Source organism: Pedobacter sp. N36a (genome assembly GCF_014472395.1).
Lineage (GTDB): Bacteria > Bacteroidota > Bacteroidia > Sphingobacteriales > Sphingobacteriaceae > Pedobacter.
Window position 1 is genome coordinate 291651 of sequence record NZ_JACSZW010000005.1, and the last position, 17196, is coordinate 308846.

At 39.6% G+C, this 17196-nt stretch carries 16 protein-coding genes and 1 tRNA gene; 11 read left to right on the plus strand and 6 right to left on the minus strand.

All coding sequences use genetic code 11. From position 1 onward, the window contains the following. Nucleotides 1-165: 165 nt before the first annotated feature. From rhuM to H9X96_RS12270, 3 genes are all read left to right on the plus strand, one after another. Complete coding sequence (gene rhuM / locus H9X96_RS12260; protein ID WP_187666552.1) at nucleotides 166-1161, plus strand: RhuM family protein; 996 nt, start codon at nucleotides 166-168, stop codon at nucleotides 1159-1161. A 480-nt stretch (nucleotides 1162-1641) separates the two neighbouring features. Next, nucleotides 1642-2451, plus strand: coding sequence for an SDR family oxidoreductase (locus H9X96_RS12265; protein ID WP_187666553.1), 810 nt, complete (start codon nucleotides 1642-1644; stop codon nucleotides 2449-2451). A gap of 31 nt (nucleotides 2452-2482) precedes the next feature. Next, entirely contained in the window at nucleotides 2483-3394 is a 912-nt protein-coding gene (locus H9X96_RS12270; RefSeq protein WP_187666554.1) for an AraC family transcriptional regulator, read from the plus strand. Nucleotides 3395-3878: 484 nt separating this feature from the next. Here the strand turns inward: H9X96_RS12270 and H9X96_RS12275 are convergent. Then, nucleotides 3879-3958, minus strand: a tRNA-Leu gene (locus H9X96_RS12275). Between the two features lie 155 nt (nucleotides 3959-4113). On the opposite strand from H9X96_RS12275, the gene H9X96_RS12280 reads away from it, so the two are divergent. Further along, a complete protein-coding gene (locus H9X96_RS12280; RefSeq protein WP_187666555.1) occupies nucleotides 4114-4968 on the plus strand; it encodes a cupin-like domain-containing protein in 855 nt (284 codons plus the stop codon). A gap of 81 nt (nucleotides 4969-5049) precedes the next feature. On the opposite strand, the gene H9X96_RS12285 is transcribed toward H9X96_RS12280, so the two are convergent. After that, on the minus strand, nucleotides 5050-6279 hold the full coding sequence (locus H9X96_RS12285; RefSeq protein ID WP_255431097.1) for an aminoacetone oxidase family FAD-binding enzyme: 1230 nt from the start codon (nucleotides 6277-6279) through the stop codon (nucleotides 5050-5052). 17 nt (nucleotides 6280-6296) lie between these two features. Here H9X96_RS12285 and H9X96_RS12290 point away from each other — a divergent pair, with 17 nt between their 5' ends. Both H9X96_RS12290 and purE read left to right on the plus strand, forming a co-directional pair. Then, nucleotides 6297-7436 carry a 5-(carboxyamino)imidazole ribonucleotide synthase gene (locus tag H9X96_RS12290; RefSeq protein ID WP_187666556.1) on the plus strand — a complete coding sequence of 380 codons (1140 nt, stop codon included), beginning with the start codon at nucleotides 6297-6299 and terminating at the stop codon, nucleotides 7434-7436. Continuing rightward, nucleotides 7436-7927, plus strand: coding sequence for a 5-(carboxyamino)imidazole ribonucleotide mutase (purE, locus tag H9X96_RS12295; RefSeq protein ID WP_187666557.1), 492 nt, complete (start codon nucleotides 7436-7438; stop codon nucleotides 7925-7927). Before H9X96_RS12290 ends, purE begins: the two co-directional genes overlap by 1 nt. Nucleotides 7928-7962: 35 nt before the next feature. Here the strand turns inward: purE and H9X96_RS12300 are convergent, their stop codons facing one another. After that, nucleotides 7963-8526: a YqgE/AlgH family protein gene (locus H9X96_RS12300; protein ID WP_187666558.1), complete on the minus strand. Its 564-nt coding sequence runs from the start codon at nucleotides 8524-8526 to the stop codon at nucleotides 7963-7965. A 49-nt stretch (nucleotides 8527-8575) separates the two neighbouring features. Between H9X96_RS12300 and pdxH the strand changes: the two genes are divergently transcribed. Genes pdxH through H9X96_RS12320 form a run of 4 tightly spaced genes read left to right on the plus strand, consistent with a single transcriptional unit; the run spans nucleotide 8576 to nucleotide 12760 of the window. Next, on the plus strand, nucleotides 8576-9226 hold the full coding sequence (pdxH, locus tag H9X96_RS12305) for a pyridoxamine 5'-phosphate oxidase (RefSeq protein ID WP_187666559.1): 651 nt from the start codon (nucleotides 8576-8578) through the stop codon (nucleotides 9224-9226). 23 nt (nucleotides 9227-9249) lie between these two features. Further along, complete coding sequence (locus H9X96_RS12310) at nucleotides 9250-10140, plus strand: 3-hydroxybutyryl-CoA dehydrogenase (protein WP_187666560.1); 891 nt, start codon at nucleotides 9250-9252, stop codon at nucleotides 10138-10140. A gap of 35 nt (nucleotides 10141-10175) precedes the next feature. Continuing rightward, nucleotides 10176-11198, plus strand: a complete 1023-nt coding sequence (gene ruvB / locus H9X96_RS12315) for a Holliday junction branch migration DNA helicase RuvB (protein WP_187666561.1) — start codon at nucleotides 10176-10178, stop codon at nucleotides 11196-11198. Between the two features lie 53 nt (nucleotides 11199-11251). Further along, the gene (locus tag H9X96_RS12320; protein ID WP_187666562.1) at nucleotides 11252-12760 is read left to right on the plus strand and encodes a carbon-nitrogen hydrolase family protein; all 1509 of its coding nucleotides are present in this window, start codon (nucleotides 11252-11254) and stop codon (nucleotides 12758-12760) included. Nucleotides 12761-12803: 43 nt separating this feature from the next. Here H9X96_RS12320 and H9X96_RS12325 read toward each other — a convergent pair whose 3' ends face one another. After that, nucleotides 12804-13010, minus strand: a complete 207-nt coding sequence (locus tag H9X96_RS12325; protein ID WP_187666563.1) for a hypothetical protein — start codon at nucleotides 13008-13010, stop codon at nucleotides 12804-12806. A gap of 78 nt (nucleotides 13011-13088) precedes the next feature. Here H9X96_RS12325 and queG point away from each other — a divergent pair, with 78 nt between their 5' ends. Further along, entirely contained in the window at nucleotides 13089-14027 is a 939-nt protein-coding gene (gene queG, locus H9X96_RS12330; RefSeq protein ID WP_187666564.1) for a tRNA epoxyqueuosine(34) reductase QueG, read from the plus strand. Between the two features lie 118 nt (nucleotides 14028-14145). Here queG and H9X96_RS12335 read toward each other — a convergent pair whose 3' ends face one another. Together H9X96_RS12335 and H9X96_RS12340 are read right to left on the minus strand one after the other, a co-directional pair. Further along, the gene (locus H9X96_RS12335) at nucleotides 14146-16014 is read right to left on the minus strand and encodes a M1 family metallopeptidase (protein WP_187666565.1); all 1869 of its coding nucleotides are present in this window, start codon (nucleotides 16012-16014) and stop codon (nucleotides 14146-14148) included. 83 nt (nucleotides 16015-16097) lie between these two features. After that, complete coding sequence (locus tag H9X96_RS12340; protein WP_187666566.1) at nucleotides 16098-17093, minus strand: 3'-5' exonuclease; 996 nt, start codon at nucleotides 17091-17093, stop codon at nucleotides 16098-16100. Nucleotides 17094-17196 lie beyond the last annotated feature (103 nt).

The window sequence follows — 17196 nt, forward strand, 5'->3', positions numbered from 1 at the left end:
ACCAAAAATTTGGCTATTAATACAATTATGGTTTTGGCTTGAAAAGCAGACTTATGCACTTGAAGACTGAGCCGAATTTAAGAAGCTAGTCGTAAAATTATTTTTAACCTTAAACCTGTGTTTTATTGGCTCATTATACATAAGTTCGTATATATCACTAATAATATGACAGTTAAAGATCAAATAATCATCTATCAAACCACAGATGGGACTACTTCCATCGAAGTTAAGCTTGAAAATGAAACTATATGGCTAAATCAATATCAACTAGCTGAACTGTTCAAAACAGATCGTACCTCTTTGGTAAAACATATTAAAAATATATATAAAACGGAAGAATTAGATGAGAGATCAACTTGTGCAAAATTTGCACAAGTTCAAACTGAAGGTTCAAGAAATATTAAACGAGAGGTGACTCACTACAATTTAGATCTCATTATTTCAGTTGGATATAGAGTAAATTCAAAACAAGGCACCCAATTCCGCATCTGGGCAAATCAAATTCTAAAAAAATATCTAGTAAAAGGCTATTCTTTAAATGAATCACGATTACGAGAACAAAATGATCAATTAAACTCTTTAAAGAATACCGTAAATCTTTTAAGTAATGTACTTGAAAATAAGTCATTAAATACAGACGAAGCTACCGGGCTACTAAGAGTAGTAACAGATTATGCATACGCACTTGATATCCTTGACAAATATGATCATCAGCTATTAACAATTGAAGGAACAACTGCCCAAGAATTATTTGCTATAAATTATGACGAAGCGAAACAAGCCATACATGATCTCAAAGATAAATTCGGTGGGAGTTCGTTATTTGGAAACGAAAAAGATCAATCTTTCAAAAGTTCCATTGCTACAATATATCAAACATTTGATGGTATTGATTTATATCCGAGCGTAGAGGAAAAAGCTGCTAGTCTTTTATACTTTGTGGTAAAAAACCATTCCTTTTCTGATGGCAATAAACGGATTGCTGCTTACCTATTTGTTTGGTTTCTGGACAAGAACAGCATCCTTTATAAACCAGATGGATCAAAACGCATTGCAGACAATGCATTGGTTGCGCTAACGCTAATGATAGCTGAAAGCAAATCTGATGAGAAAGAAATGATGGTGAAGGTGATTGTCAACCTTATTAATATCAAAAACTAAAAACGCCTTTAGATATCATCTAAAGGCTCAAATAAATATATTTTCTAATGATTTTTCCCATATGAGAAAAATTTCTGTACCGTTACTCCGGATTACTTTGAACATTTAGATCGTTTTTTGGGGCTTATAGAGCCAATTTTTGATGATTTGAAAGGAAAATGTTTTGTAAAATGACATATAAATATCAGGACCAATAGGGTGTTTTTTTTCCTTCAAATTACCTTGAACGGTCTTGAATTGAACCGAAAAACTTGACATTATCAGAAAAACAATTTTCTAATCTTTATTCCAGCTATCGAAATTCTTGGTTATTTTGATTGAGCTTTAGCACCGTTTCAGAAAACCACCGTTTCTTGATAAACTTTTAGGGATATAAATCATCAATTAAACCACATTTTGGTTTTACCTGAATCTGATTTCCGCATACAATGTTCCGACATTGAGATACTTTTACCTTGGGTACCTATTTTACTTTTGAGTATGAAAAATGAGCATATGAAAGTGACAATGATAACTGGAGCATCCGGAGGAATAGGCAAGGCTATTGCAGATCAACTTGCTGGAAGGAAACATGATTTACTGTTAATAGCCCGTAATGAGGAAACACTGCAGGAACAGTGCAAACTGCTTATGCAGCGCCATGGCATCAGCGCCCATTACATTGCTGCTGATTTATCTGCACCTGAAACTGCTTTACGAGTATTTACAGAAGTTACCTTAAGGGGGCTTGAGGTAGAAATGTTGATTAATAACGCTGGCATTGGATCGGGGGGTGACTTCACAGCTATATCTTTGCAATCTGAATTGAATCTTATCCAACTAAATATCAGTTCACTAGTTGCCTTAACGCACCTTTTTTTACCGCAAATGCAGTCAAGAAGAAACGGTACTTTGGTAAATATAGCTTCCATGACAGCCTTTATGCCTGTGCCATACATGGCTGTATATGCAGCCAGTAAGGCATTTGTTCGGTCTTTTACCCAAGCGATTACTGAAGAATGCAAGCCCAAAGGGGTGTGTGTTTTGCTGTTCTCTCCCGGGCTTACTAGAACTAACTTTAATGCTTCTGCCGGAATAGAAGGTGAAAAAGCTCTAAGATTAAGATCTAATCATAGTCAGGCTGCAAGTCAGACACCTGAACAAGTGGCGGTCGAACTGATAAAAGCGCTTGACGAGCAGCGTAATTTCGCTATCTCCGGGCGCAGAAATAGAATAAGAGCCAAGCTAATGGCACTATTGCCAAGTTCGATGATCGCACGAAATATTGCCAGCGCTTATCGAAAGGGTTAAAGTTGTAGCTTTGAACATAAAGAGAAATATAATGACAAAGGACATTTTTACTGTAAATTTTACGAATTTGAGTGATTTGCACAAGACATTAGGAATTGAAAGTCCCAAGCATCCTTTATTTAGTATTATCAAGTTTGAGGATTTACCCGTGCTAAATAATCCGGAGCGAACAAAATTAATCCTGGATTTTTATCAGATCACGATTAAAACCTCCTCCCCATGCAAGATCCAGTACGGGCAGACTTTGTTTGATTTCAATGAGGGCGTTGTATCCTGTTTTGGACCAAGGCAAAGTAGTATCATCGATCCACACTTTGAATATGCAAAATCGGGCTGGCTGGTAAATATACACCCCGAATTTCTAAGGTCATATGCATTGAGCCAAAAGATAAAGCAACTAGGTTTTTTTGATTATGTGATTAATGAAGCTTTAATCCTATCGGAGGATGAACAAAAATCAATGGAAATAATATTTCATCAGTTGGAAAGGGAGTATCATTTACCAATTGACAGCTTCAGTCAGGATGTAATTGTTGCAAATCTCGAGGTATTGCTTTCCTACTGCAATAGGTATTATAAGCGACAATTTGTTACCAGAAAGATCAGTGGGGGAGGAATTCTGGAAAGACTTGAAAATATTCTAGAAAGTCATTTTCAAAACAACAATAATCAAGGTTTACCGAGTCCAAGTTACCTGGCTAATCAGCTTAACATATCTACACGATACTTAAGCGACCTGTTGAAGCAGCTAACGGGGCATACGACCCAGCAACTAATACAGGATAAGATCATAGATCTATCGAAGGATCGCCTGACAAGCACGCAGATGTCAGTGAGCGAAATTGCATATCAATTGGGTTTTGAATATCCTCAGTCGTTTAGTAAATTGTTTAAGATGAAGACCAATCAGACACCATTAGAATATCGGCAATCATTTAATTAATATTTTTCTTGCATACAAGTATGATAGGCCTTTGTTCAATGGTGTATTGCTAAAACCCGTATAACGCAAATGTCTTATAGTAAAACCAAATGGGTCTGGTCAAAGTTTAATTTATCGCAATTTCTCATTATTTCCTCATTTTTTGATCACCTAAAAAGATACACACCTATAGTCTATACAACTTATAAAACAGCCTCTCCGATCAATAGACTTAGACCATGATTTTCTGCAATTATCAAGAACTCATTTCATTATTCAAACGGTATTTTTAGTTTTTGATAATGAATATATGATAAATAAAATGAGCAAAATAATTAGATATGGAAAGGTCTGCCGAAAACATATATAAGGAAGAAGAATTGAGGCAAGAGGTAACTGTTCCAAAAAATGCGACAGTTAAAAACTAAAAAAGCCTGTAGATATCATCTAGAGGCTCCAATAAATATATTTTTTAATAATCTTTCCCATATGGGAAAGATTGCTGTACCCGGAGCCGGAGTCGAACCGGCACGGTTTCCCACAGGTGTTTGAGACCAGCGCGTCTACCAATTCCGCCATCCGGGCATTTCCTTAGCGGACCACAAATATATAAATATGTTTTTTAACTCTGCTAAAAAATACTTAACTTAAACTCCGGGATTAACGCATCTGTTCTTATACCTTTTTTACATATGGTATCTTCAATATTTGCGCAAAAAATAGCTCAACATAGGGAACGTATGACAACAATTGAAAGAAGGAAAGAACTCTCTTACAAAGAGTTCATAGAGAAGTATCAAAAACCCGGAATTCCGGTTATTCTTGAAAATGCAACCCGGGTATGGAAATCCAACCTCATTTTTACACCCGACTTTTTCAGAGAAAATTTTGGGGACCGAACCACTTGGTTTTCCAACAAGCAATACACGATATCGGAATTGCTGGATTTAACAGCCAATAGTACCAAAGAAAATCCGGCCCCATACCCTGTTAAATTCAACATCCTCACCCAGCTTCCGGAAATCCTGGAATACATGGATCCCATGGACATGAACTTGGTAAAACCGAATTGGCTGAACCACAAAATCCTGAAGAACAAACTAGGAAACGGAATGGATTTACACATCGGCGGTGCAGGAAATCATTATTCTGTACATAAAGACGCTTATGATGTTCATGCCTGGCTGATTCAGCTGTATGGTGAAAAAGATGTGATCATATTCCCGAGGGATCAGGAAGAATTAATGTATCCTGGAAAAGGGGGATTATTAGAATCACGGTCTCCAATAGACATTTCGAATCCTGATTATGAAAAGTACCCAAGGTTCAGAGAAGCCACTCCCACCACCATTACTTTAAAGGCTGGAGAAATATTGTATATCCCAAGTGGGATCTGGCATACCACGAAAGCACATGGCCAGAACATTTCAACTATTATCGATCAGGTGAACAGTTCCAATTATAAAGCCTGGAGAAGAGATGTATATGTGTACAAGAAATACCACAACAAGTATCGCGCAATATTAGATTATGGCGCTGCGACAGCGATTGGAAATGCTTTTAAGTTAGGTGAACTAATGGGCATGAAATTTTAAAATTTGTTAAACTATTCTCGAATTGCGATTTCCTTTATTGACGACCAACTGGTCTAAAGCCAGGCGCCTTTTCAGTAAGTTTTAAATATTTTGCGCAATCACATAACCATTCGCCCAGGCCCATTGGAAATTATATCCGCCAAGCCATCCGGTTACATCTACACATTCCCCACCAAAATATAAACCTGGAATACTTTTACATTCCAACGTTTTCGACGACAATTCATTTGTGTCAATACCACCCCTCATCACTTCCGCCTTGTCATACCCCTTATCGCCTGCTGGCTTCACTTTGAAAAGATGAATCGTCTGCTGAATCGTTTCCAATTCCGTTTTCGTCAAAGCAGCCACCTGCTTATCTAAAGGAAGGAATTTCCCCAGTGCATCAGTGAATTTCTTTGGATAATAGCGGTTGAGCAAGGTAGAAAGCAACAGCTTCCCATTAAACTTCCGTTCTTCCTCGATCAATTCTAAGATAGATTGTTTAGGCAGCAAGTCGATATTGATCGACTCCCCTCTTCTCCAATACGAAGAAATCTGTAAGATCGCCGGTCCGCTTAATCCCCAGTGCGTAAACAAAATGTTCTCTTCAAAAGAGATGCGGTCATTGCTTACTTCGCAGAATACAGAGTTCCCCGATAAGGCAGCATACCAGTCCTCATCTTTCCCGGTAATCGTCAACGGCACCAAGGCAGGAGCTGTTTCTATGATATTTAGCCCATGTTTCCTGGCAAATCGCAGGGCGAAATCTGTAGCACCCATTTTTGGAATCGGCAATCCTCCTGTAGCAATCACCAGCTTCGGTGCTTTCAAAGTTTTCGACTTATTCCCTTTATCAAAGCTCACCGAAAAACCAATCCGCGTTTGTTCGATATCTGTAACCTGTGCATCACAAATAATCTGCTGACCAAAATCAGTACAAATCTCTGTAAATGCAGCTACAATATCTTTTGCATTCTTGCCATCAGGAAAAAGTTGTCCTAAAGTTTTCTCTTTTCCGCTGATGCCGTAAGTCTCAAAAAAGCTAATCGTATCCTCGACTGTCCACTGCGTAAAAGCTGATTTTGAGAAATGTTTGTTGTTAGAAATAAACTGTTCATCACTGGCAAACAGGTTGGTATAGTTACACCTACCCCCGCCGGAAATCAAAATCTTTGCGCCTGGTTTATCGCTTTTTTCCAACAATATTACTCGCTTTCCCAAATAGCCAGCTTGTACCGCACACATTAAACCGCATGCTCCAGCACCAATAATTATAGCATCTGCCTCCATCAATCCGTTTATATTGTTATTTTTGTGCAAAATAAGCATAACTTTTTCATATCGATATGGCAAAACAAATAAGTGATTTAAAATTAGGCATATTAGGTGGCGGTCAATTGGGCAGGATGTTGATCCAGGAAGCCATCAATTATAATTTAACCACTTTAATTTTAGATCCGGATACAGACGCTCCATGTAAACACCTAGCAAACTACTTTGAATGTGGTTCTATCACTGATTTCGACACCGTTTATAACTTCGGCAAGAAAGCAGACATCATTACTATTGAAATAGAAAAGGTAAATATTGAGGCACTGGAACAACTGGAAAAAGAAGGAAAACTAGTGTACCCACAATCTAGAGTGATCCGTCTGATTCAGGACAAAGGTGTTCAAAAACAATTTTTTAAAGAAAACAACATCCCTACTGCGCCTTTCCAATTGGTGAATACCAAAGAAGACATGCGCAATAGCCACTTTCCATTCCCTTACATGCTTAAACAGCGTAAAGATGGTTATGATGGCAAAGGAGTCATGAAAATAAACAACCTGGCAGACATTGACAACGCTTTCGATGCTCCATGTTTAATTGAAGAACTGGTAGATTTCGAAAAAGAAATCGCAGTCATCGTTTCCAGAAACCCTAACGGTGATATGAAGACCTTCCCAATGGTGGAAATGGAATTCAATGCCGAAGCAAACCTGGTAGAATTCCTGATTTCTCCTTCTACTTATCCAGAATCTATTCAAGAAAGAGCAGAAATCATTGCAAAAAACATTGCCACTTCATTAAACATCACTGGTTTGTTAGCGGTAGAAATGTTCATTACCAGATCAGGAGAAATTTTGGTCAATGAATTGGCACCTCGTCCACACAACAGCGGTCACCAAACTATTGAAGGAAACTACGTTTCTCAGTTTAACCAGCATTTACGTGCAATTTTCAACCTTCCACTGGGAGATACCCGCGCTACAAATAATGCGGTTATGATCAACCTTTTGGGAGAGAAAAACCACAATGGCGTAGCCAAATATAAAGGATTAGAAAAAGTAATGGCCATTGAAGGCGTTTACGTTCACCTTTACGGTAAAAAATATACCAAGCCTTTCCGCAAAATGGGACACATCACTATTGTAGACCAGAACCGCGAGAAAGCAATTGAAAAAGCCAATTACATCAAAGAAACACTAAAAGTTATTTCCTAATGAGCATACAAGTAGGTATTATAATGGGCAGCAAGTCTGACCTTCATATCATGAAAGACGCAGCCGATATCATGAAAGAATTCGGTATCCAATTTGAAATGACCGTAGTGTCGGCTCACCGTACGCCGGAAAAAATGTTCGAATACGCGAAAGATGCAGCATCAAGAGGTTTAAAAGTAATCATCGCCGGTGCAGGTGGTGCAGCACATTTACCTGGAATGGTGGCTTCCATCACGACCCTGCCTGTAATTGGTGTGCCGGTAAAATCATCTAATTCTATTGATGGATGGGATTCTATCCTTTCTATTCTTCAAATGCCAAATGGTATTCCTGTAGCCACGGTAGCATTAAATGCAGCAAAGAATGCCGGTTTATTAGCCGTGCAGATCTTAGCGACCGCAAACACAGAACTTTCTGCAAAAATGCAGCAGTATAAAGATGATTTAAAGAAAAAGATTGAGGAAAGCGCAATCGATCTTGAAAATTATTAATAACTATTGATCGGATCCACAAGATCCGATTTCAATTAATTCAGATTAGGATTCTGAGGAAAATTACTGACATGGGCGTATTTAGGTCCGAGGTTAATGATCACTTCCTTCCATAGTTCCTCTTCATTGTTAGAGAATACCAAATCAGCATCAAACTGGTCGGACACCATCCAGGTATTCTCTTTCATCTCTTCTTCCAGCTGTTCTCCAGACCATCCAGAATAGCCAATAAAAAACTTAATGTCTTCCGGTTTAATATGGCGACTGTTCACTAGCACCTTTAGGGCCTCAAAATTACCACCCCAATAAATACCTTTCGCAATTTCCTCCCCCTCCGTCAATAGAGCAGCACAGCGATGAATGAAATGAATCGTATCTACAGCAACTGGTCCACCCAGGTATACCGGAAAATCAGCCCCCGTAAAATCAGGCACCAGATCACTTAGCAGCAAAGAACTTTTATGGTTTAAAATAAAACCAACTGTTCCCTCTTCCTGGTGTTCCGTTACAAAAACTACAGAACGTTTAAAGTTAGGATCCATTAAAAATGGTTCCGAGATTAATAATTTACCTGCAGATGGCGCTAATCGACTTAACATTTCGGAAATTTAACGATAATATTAAATAAACTAAAACCTATTTTTGTACATGGAGCTGAATAAACAAAATCTACAAGACCTAAGACAGGAATATCGCTCAGCAGAACTGGCCGAAACTGATGTGGAAAACAATCCCATCCTGCAATTCAAGAAATGGTTTACCGAAGCCGTAGACGCAAAATTATTTGAGCCAAATGTGATGACACTCGCAACGGCTAATGCCAGCGGAAAACCTGCTGCACGAATTCTCCTACTCAAAGGTTTCGATGAAGATGGCTTTGTATTCTTTACCAATTACAACAGCGATAAAGGAAAAGACCTCGCAGAAAACCCGCAGGCTTCTTTAGTATTCTTCTGGCCAGAGTTGGAAAGACAAGTACGCATAGACGGTTTGGTGAACAAAATCGCAGCGGAAGATTCTACCGCGTATTTTCATTCTCGCCCGCAGGGCAGTCAGATTGGAGCTACAGCCTCTCCACAAAGCAGTGTGATCCCAAATAGAGAAGTATTAGAAGAAAAAGTGAAACAATTAACCGAAGAGTTTGAAGGCCAGGAAATCCCTCGTCCGCTTCATTGGGGAGGATATTTATTAAGCCCAACACATATTGAATTCTGGCAAGGTCGCCCAAGCCGCCTGCACGATAGGATTAATTACCATTTAGTGGAAGGTTCATGGATTATCAATAGATTAGCGCCATAACTTATTACCTTAAAGAAACATAAATGAAGAACATCGCAGTGATTGGCTCAGGAACAATGGGCAATGGAATCGCGCATACTTTTGCGCAGTTTGGTTATCAGGTAAACTTAATTGATGTAAATAATGAGGCTTTAGAACGCGCTATTGCGACGATTGCTAAGAATCTGGATCGTCAGGTGGCTAAAGGAACAATTACGGAAGCAGACAAAGCAACTACGCTTAAAAACATCATTAATTTCACCGATATAAAGGCCGGTGTTGCCGATGCTGACCTGATTGTGGAAGCCGCCACAGAAAATCTGGACCTTAAGCTGAAAATATTTAAAGACCTGGACATCTTTGCCAAACCAGCAGCGATACTGGCCAGCAATACTTCTTCTATTTCTATTACTAAAATAGCTTCAGTAACCAATCGCGGCGATAGAGTGATTGGCATGCATTTCATGAACCCTGTTCCAGTAATGAAATTGGTTGAAGTGATCAGAGGATATGCGACCAGCAATGAAACCACTTCGATCGTAATGGAATTGTCAACTAAACTGGCCAAAACTCCAGTGGAAGTGAACGACTATCCTGGCTTTGTAGCCAACCGTATTTTAATGCCAATGATCAATGAAGCGATCTATACGCTCTACGAAAGTGTGGCTGGAGTTGCTGAAATTGATACAGTGATGAAACTAGGAATGGCACATCCAATGGGTCCGCTTCAATTAGCAGATTTTATTGGCCTTGATGTTTGTCTGGCGATATTGAACGTCCTGCATGATGGTTTTGGAAATCCTAAATACGCACCATGCCCACTATTGGTCAATATGGTGACTGCAGGGAATAAAGGAGTGAAATCCGGAGAAGGCTTCTACAACTATTCAAATGGCCTAAAAGATGCCGTTGTGGCTAATAAATTTAGCAAATAATATCAATTTTAAGCCTTTTATACTAACTTTACCTCATGAACGAGAATCTGGACCCGAACGCTGAAAGCTTAACCCCTATTGAACGTGATATTGAAAAAGTATTGCGCCCGCAGGCATTTGAAGACTTTACAGGACAGGAAAAGATCATGGAGAACTTAAAGATCTTTGTAGAGGCTGCAAAGTTACGCGGAGAACCCTTAGACCATGTTTTATTACATGGTCCTCCGGGACTTGGCAAAACCACCCTCTCCTATATCATTGCCAATGAAATGGGCGTAGGAATTAAAGTAACCTCAGGTCCGGTACTGGACAAACCTGGCGACCTTGCCGGTTTGCTAACTGGCCTGGACGAAGGTGATATCCTTTTTATCGATGAGATTCACAGGTTGAGCCCATTGGTGGAAGAATACCTCTATTCTGCAATGGAGGATTTTAAAATCGACATCATGCTGGAAAGCGGCCCTAATGCCCGCTCGGTACAAATCAGTCTCAACCCCTTCACTTTAGTAGGTGCCACTACCCGTTCCGGACTACTTACCGCGCCTTTAAGGGCAAGGTTTGGGATCAACTCCCGCCTGGCTTATTATGACGCTAAACTACTGACCAACATTGTACTGCGCTCTTCAGATATTCTAAAAACTCCGATCACAGAAGAAGGCGCGTATGAGATTGCACGCCGCAGCAGAGGAACACCTCGTATTGCCAATGCTTTACTCAGACGTACCCGAGATTTCGCGCAAATCAAGGGCAATGGACAGATTGATACCGCCATTTCCAGATACGCACTAAAGGCTTTAAACGTAGATGAGCACGGACTGGATGAAATGGACAATAGAATCCTGGTGACCATCATCGACAAGTTTAAAGGTGGCCCGGTAGGATTAAAAACCATTGCCACTGCCGTAGGTGAAGATGAAGGAACAATAGAAGAAGTTTATGAACCTTTCTTAATTCAGGAAGGATTCCTGATGCGTACTTCACGCGGAAGAGAAGTCACCGAAGCTGCTTATAAACATTTAAAAAAGAACTTTCCTGGACATACAGGACAACTATTTTAAGCGCTTACCTGCTTTAGGCATCATTTCTGTGTTGATCACCTAAACTTAGGTATATGAACATAGAATTAAGAAAACTAACTTTAGCAGACTATAATGATTTAAAGGAATCCATGAGCCAGGCCTACGATACATTAGGCGGACAAATATGGAGTAAAAGCAGCATCGAAAGATTGCTTAAACTCTTCCCTGAAGGTCAGCTCTGTATCTCTGTGGATGATAAAGTAGTGGCTTGTTCCTTATCTATTATTGTAGATTACGACGAATATGGGGATAAGCATACTTACAAAAACATTACCGGCGACTATTCCTTTTCTACACATGACCGTGAAGGCGATGTACTATATGGCATAGAAATTTTTGTACATCCTGAATACCGTGGACTAAGATTAGGACGTAGGCTATATGAAGCCAGAAAAGAGCTTTGTGAAACTTTAAACCTGAAGAGTATTGTTGCCGGTGGCAGAATTCCGAATTTCCACCAATATGCGGATACCTTGACTCCTCGTCAATATATTGATAAAGTGAAAGCCAAAGAGATTTTCGACCCTACCCTTACCTTCCAGCTTTCTAATGATTTTCACGTTAGAAAAGTATTGAAAAACTACCTTCCCGGAGATCATGAATCTAAAGATTATGCGACGCTTCTAGAATGGAATAATATTTATTACAGAGGTGTAGATGCTTCTGCGCGTTCAGCGAAGACAATTAGAATTGGATTGGTACAATGGCAAATGCGCTTATTCCCAGATATTGAAGGATTTTATGAGCAAGTGAAATTCTTTGTGGATGCTGTAAGTGGATACCAGTCTGACTTTATCATGTTCCCCGAATTCTTTAACACGCCTTTACTGGAACCTTACAATGATCTTCCTGAAATGGAAGCCATGCGTAAACTGGCCGAGTTTACAGAAGAAATTGTAGAACGAATGCAGGAATATGCCGTATCCTATAATGTAAATATAGTATCTGGAAGTATGCCCGTATTAGAGAACAATAAGCTCTACAATGTGACTTATCTGTGCCATAGAAGCGGAAAAACAGATGAATTTAGAAAGATTCACATCACGCCAAATGAGCAGAAATACTACGGAATGGTGGGTGGAGACAAAATTCAGGTCTTCGACACTGATTGCGGTAAAGTAGGAATTCTGATCTGTTATGATGTGGAATTCCCGGAGCTGAGCAGGATTTATGCCGATCAGGGCATGCAGATCCTATTTGTCCCTTTCCTTACAGATACTCAAAATGGTTATACCAGGGTAAGAAGATGTGCACAGGCAAGAGCCATAGAAAACGAATGTTATGTGGCTATTGCAGGTTGTGTAGGTAATTTACCTAAAGTAAATAACATGGACATTCAGTTTGCACAATCCGCGGTATTTACGCCTTCAGACTTTGCTTTCCCAACCAATGCAGTGAAAGCAGAAACTACTCCAAATACGGAAATGATGTTAGTAGTGGATGTGGATCTGCACTTATTAGATGAAATACATCACTTTGGGACGGTAAGAATCCTGAAAGATCGACGTAAAGATCTTTACGAAGTACGTTTACTTAAATAGTATCACACTGAGCGTAGCACCATAACTAATTATGGTTTTGGTGCTACTTAAAAAATAGCCAGTAAATCAGCAAGGCAATAACCAATACGGGAATAATCCATTTTAGCGCAACTGCTGCCCCATTCTTATCATATTCATGTACTGCCTCTCGGGAAGGTCCAGGATCATCCTGATGCTTCGCGTAATCTGTTTCTATGGGCTTATGTGGTTTTAGCGGCTCCTGGCCATGTTGATCATTTTGATTTTCCATTGTCTTCATAGATTGGTATACATTAATAACAGCACATCTTTTAAAAGGTTTTATTGCTAAATCCTATCTTTGTACCTGATGTTGAACAATGCGGCAAGATATAGTGCGTTAATTAAAGCGGAAGCCCTCCGACTTGGCTTCATGCAATGCGGCATTGCTAAAGCCGATTTTCTGGAGGAAGAAGCGCCCAGATTGGAAAATTGGCTCAAAAAACAGCACCATGGAGAAATGAATTATATGGAAAATCATTTCGATAAAAGGCTGGATCCAAGGTTATTGGTGGATGATGCCAAATCTGTGATTTCCCTCACACTCAACTATTATCCAGAAAGTCAGCAGCAAGATCCGGAAGCACCAAAAATTTCTAAATATGCTTATGGCATGGATTACCATTTGGTGATCAAAGACAAGCTCTTTCAATTGCTGAATTTTATCTCGGAGGAAATCGGCGACGTGTCTGGTCGTGCTTTTGTAGATTCAGCTCCCGTTTTAGATCGGGCCTGGGCAAAACGTGCGGGTATCGGCTGGATCGGGAAAAATAGCAATCTGATCAATAAAAAGAGTGGCTCTTTCTTTTTCTTAGCAGAACTGATCATAGACCTGGACCTGGAATATGACCAGCCTTTTCAGACTGACCATTGCGGTACCTGTACCAAATGTATTGATGCCTGCCCTACCGATGCCATATTATCTCCTTTTATCATTGATGCGAAAAAATGTATTTCCTACCTGACTATAGAACTCAGAGACGAAATCCCGAAATCATTTAGTGACAAAATGGAAAACTGGATGTTTGGCTGTGATATATGTCAGGATGTATGCCCTTGGAACAGGTTTTCTACTCCTCATACGGAACCTCAGTTCCAAGCCAATCAGCGCTTACTCTACATGAAAAAAGAAGATTGGATGGACATCACTGAGGATGTATTCAAAACGATATTTAAAAATTCTGCGGTCAAGCGTACAAAATTTAGAGGCTTAACCCGGAATATTGATTTTATAAAAAAAACTAATTAAAATGCTCAAAAAAAAGAGAAGACATTCAAGGTACGCTTAGCTAAAAAATAGAATTCAACAAAAAAGCACCATTTTTCAATGGTGCTTTTTTGTTGACGAATGTTTATGATTAAGCTGATTAAAGACTTAACATATTGTCCGATTTATCTTTATCTGGCACATGAGCACTACCCAGCTCTACTTTTTTAAGCTTTTTACCGGTCTTTAGTTTAATCGTTACCTGAGCATCACCTTTTTCCCATACGCCAATACTTTTATGAAGATCTTCAGTCGTATCATCCCCATAAGTGAATTTTAAATCAATTGGCAACGGTTTATTGCTTTTATTCTTAATGGTGATCTCATATCCATCCGCTACTTTATCGGCTCGTGCAATAGCCAGATCGGTAACGCCTTCTTCAAAGAACCAGCGTTTCCAGAACCAATTCAAGTCTTTGCCGGAACCTTCATTCATACTGTTGAAGAAATCATAAGGCATCGGGTGCTTTCCGTTCCACAATTTAATATAATGGTGCAGGGCTTTGAGAAACAATTCATCTCCCAGATAATCTTTAACAAATAAATAACCCAGTCCAGGTTTTGGATAAGAATTAGTGAAAGTTCCCGAGCCTTTCAGTTCAGTAGTTAAAGTCACAATTGGCGAATCATCTTTTGTACCGGAGGTCATCCCTGTAGGTGCAATCCCATATTCATCCACCATTGTGGTATCGATCATTGGGCCAATCAGCCATTCTCCGATGGTTGCCCATCCTTCATCCATCCAGGCGTACTTGGTTTCATTGATACCCATATAAAAAGGGAACATGGTATGAAAAATTTCATGAACGGTAAGCGTGATTGCATCCTGTCTTTTTTCCACCGGATTGTCGTTCACCATCATTGGATATTCCATCTGGTCTAAACCATCAAAAATCGTTTCGTGTGCATACGGGAAAGGCCATTTTGGAAAAGTATAACTCATCGCATGTACCGTCTGACGCGCAAAATCGATGACTTCATAATAATCTTTATGAATCGGATTAAAAGCGGCATCTACCCTTGTTCTTCTGCCTGTTTTAGGATCAACTACCAAACTGGTTGATTTCCATAAGTAATGATCACTGGTGGCAAATACAAAATCTGTCACGTTTTTTGCGTCAAATTTCCAGGTATTGTAAGCTTGGTCCGCAGTAACCGCTTTATTGGCTAAGTCTTGGTCATTGATCACATCTATGACCGCATCTTCTTTCTCCGCTTTTGCTAAACGCGCTGCAATCTCTTTACGGAGCACTTGTTTTGAATTCATTAAATCCCCGGTTGCCCAAACTACAAAGTTTTTCGGAACCGTAATCTCGCCCTTGAAATTGCAGAAGTCATTGTAAAACTCCACATCTCCCGTATAAGGGTATTTATTCCAACCGTCAACATCATCATACACGGCAATACGCGGGAAGAAATAGGCTACAAAATGAGAACCTTCATCTACTTGTCCGGTACGCATGTGAGAACCTTTATTTAGGTCATATTGATAGCTGATTTTTAGCTTAATAGATTTTCCCGGTGCCAGCGGAGCGATGCTCGTCTGCATATTGGTACCATCAATAGTAATTGTTTTCTTATCCAGCTGATGTCCATCTGCCTGGATCGCTAAAATATCCACCCCATCATTCAAGTCGCGGTTGTTAAACTTAGTATTTCGCTCCACTCCTTTTTTATAAAGATTTGGGTACAGTTTAAACCACAATTGCTTCAAAGTATCCGGACTATTGTTATAATAAACAACTTCCACCACTCCTTTCAGCGCTCTGGTTTCCGGGTTAAAGTTCACTTTCAAATCATAATTGGCGGTGTTTTGCCAATATTTTGGACCTGGTTTTCCAGAAACATCCCGGGTTCCGTTAGTGTAAGCAGTCTGAATTTCCGGAGGAAGCGGTAAACTTTGCTGCGCAGAAACGACAACAGACCATCCGAAAGAAAGGATAAAAAATGAGATTCTTTTGATCATCATATAAATGTTGTTTTTAACAAAAAAGAGGTTGCCTAAAGTTTTTGAACTTCCGGGCAGCCTCTTCTTCTTTTTTTTGATTTTCTTTATTTACCGAATTTCATTTTCAGTTGCTCCAGCATATCGTTAGTAACTTCAACTGCTGGTTTCGGCTTTTTTTGCTGCGGTGCTGGTGCTGAAGCTGCAGGTTTAACTACATTGCTTGCTCCCGAATTTACAGCTGGCTTAGGCTTACTCAGTACCGTTTGCTGCTGTTTTTCCTGCTTCAGCTGTTCCTTTTTCTTATTCCATCTGGCCCAGATCTCTTCTAATTTTTTCTTGGTATATAAAGGAAAATCTCCTTGCCTCATCCAGGCATAATAACTTGGCTCAGTATCAAAAACCTGTTCCACAGTTTTACCTTTATGCTTACCGAAGTTAAAAGTCTCTTGCCCTTGCTCATTAAACACCATTCTGCCCGCAAAATCTACCGGTTTGTTCATATTTGTGAAAGTATGCAGCGCATCTACGTCATTCTTCACTGGCTTAGAAATATTCCCTTGTTTATCTTCAAACTCGGTATCCTTATAGCGCTCAATCTGTGCAAGCAATACATGGTAAGTAGCGGTAATATCTGCTTCAGCAGAGTGTGCATTCACGATATCTTTATCGCAATAAAACTTATATGCAGCACGCAAGGTGCGTTGTTCCATTTGGTGAAAAACATTCTGTACGTCCACAAATTTCCTGTCAGACATATCAAAATCTACTCCTGCTCTTAAGAACTCTTCCAGCAATACCGGAATGTCAAATCTGTTGGAATTGTAACCTGCAAGATCCGCATCTCCAATAAACTCAGCCAATTCAGCGGCTACCTCTTTAAAGGCGGGTTCATTGGCAATATCTTTATCATAAATCCCATGAATCAGGGAAGAAGCTAAAGGAATTGGCATCTCAGGATTAATGCGCATCGTTTTGATCTGCTCCGTACCATCGGGCATCGCTTTTAAAATGGCAATTTCAACAATGCGATCTGCACCTACATTAACACCTGTAGTTTCCAGATCAAAAAAAGCAAGAGGGCGGTTTAAATTTAATTTCATTCGTATATGTTGCTATTTTTAAAGGTTTGAATCCTAAAGAATCCATTCTTAACGCTTTGGTAGCTCTTCAAAAGTCGTAAAAATCATCCATTAAACCTGAACT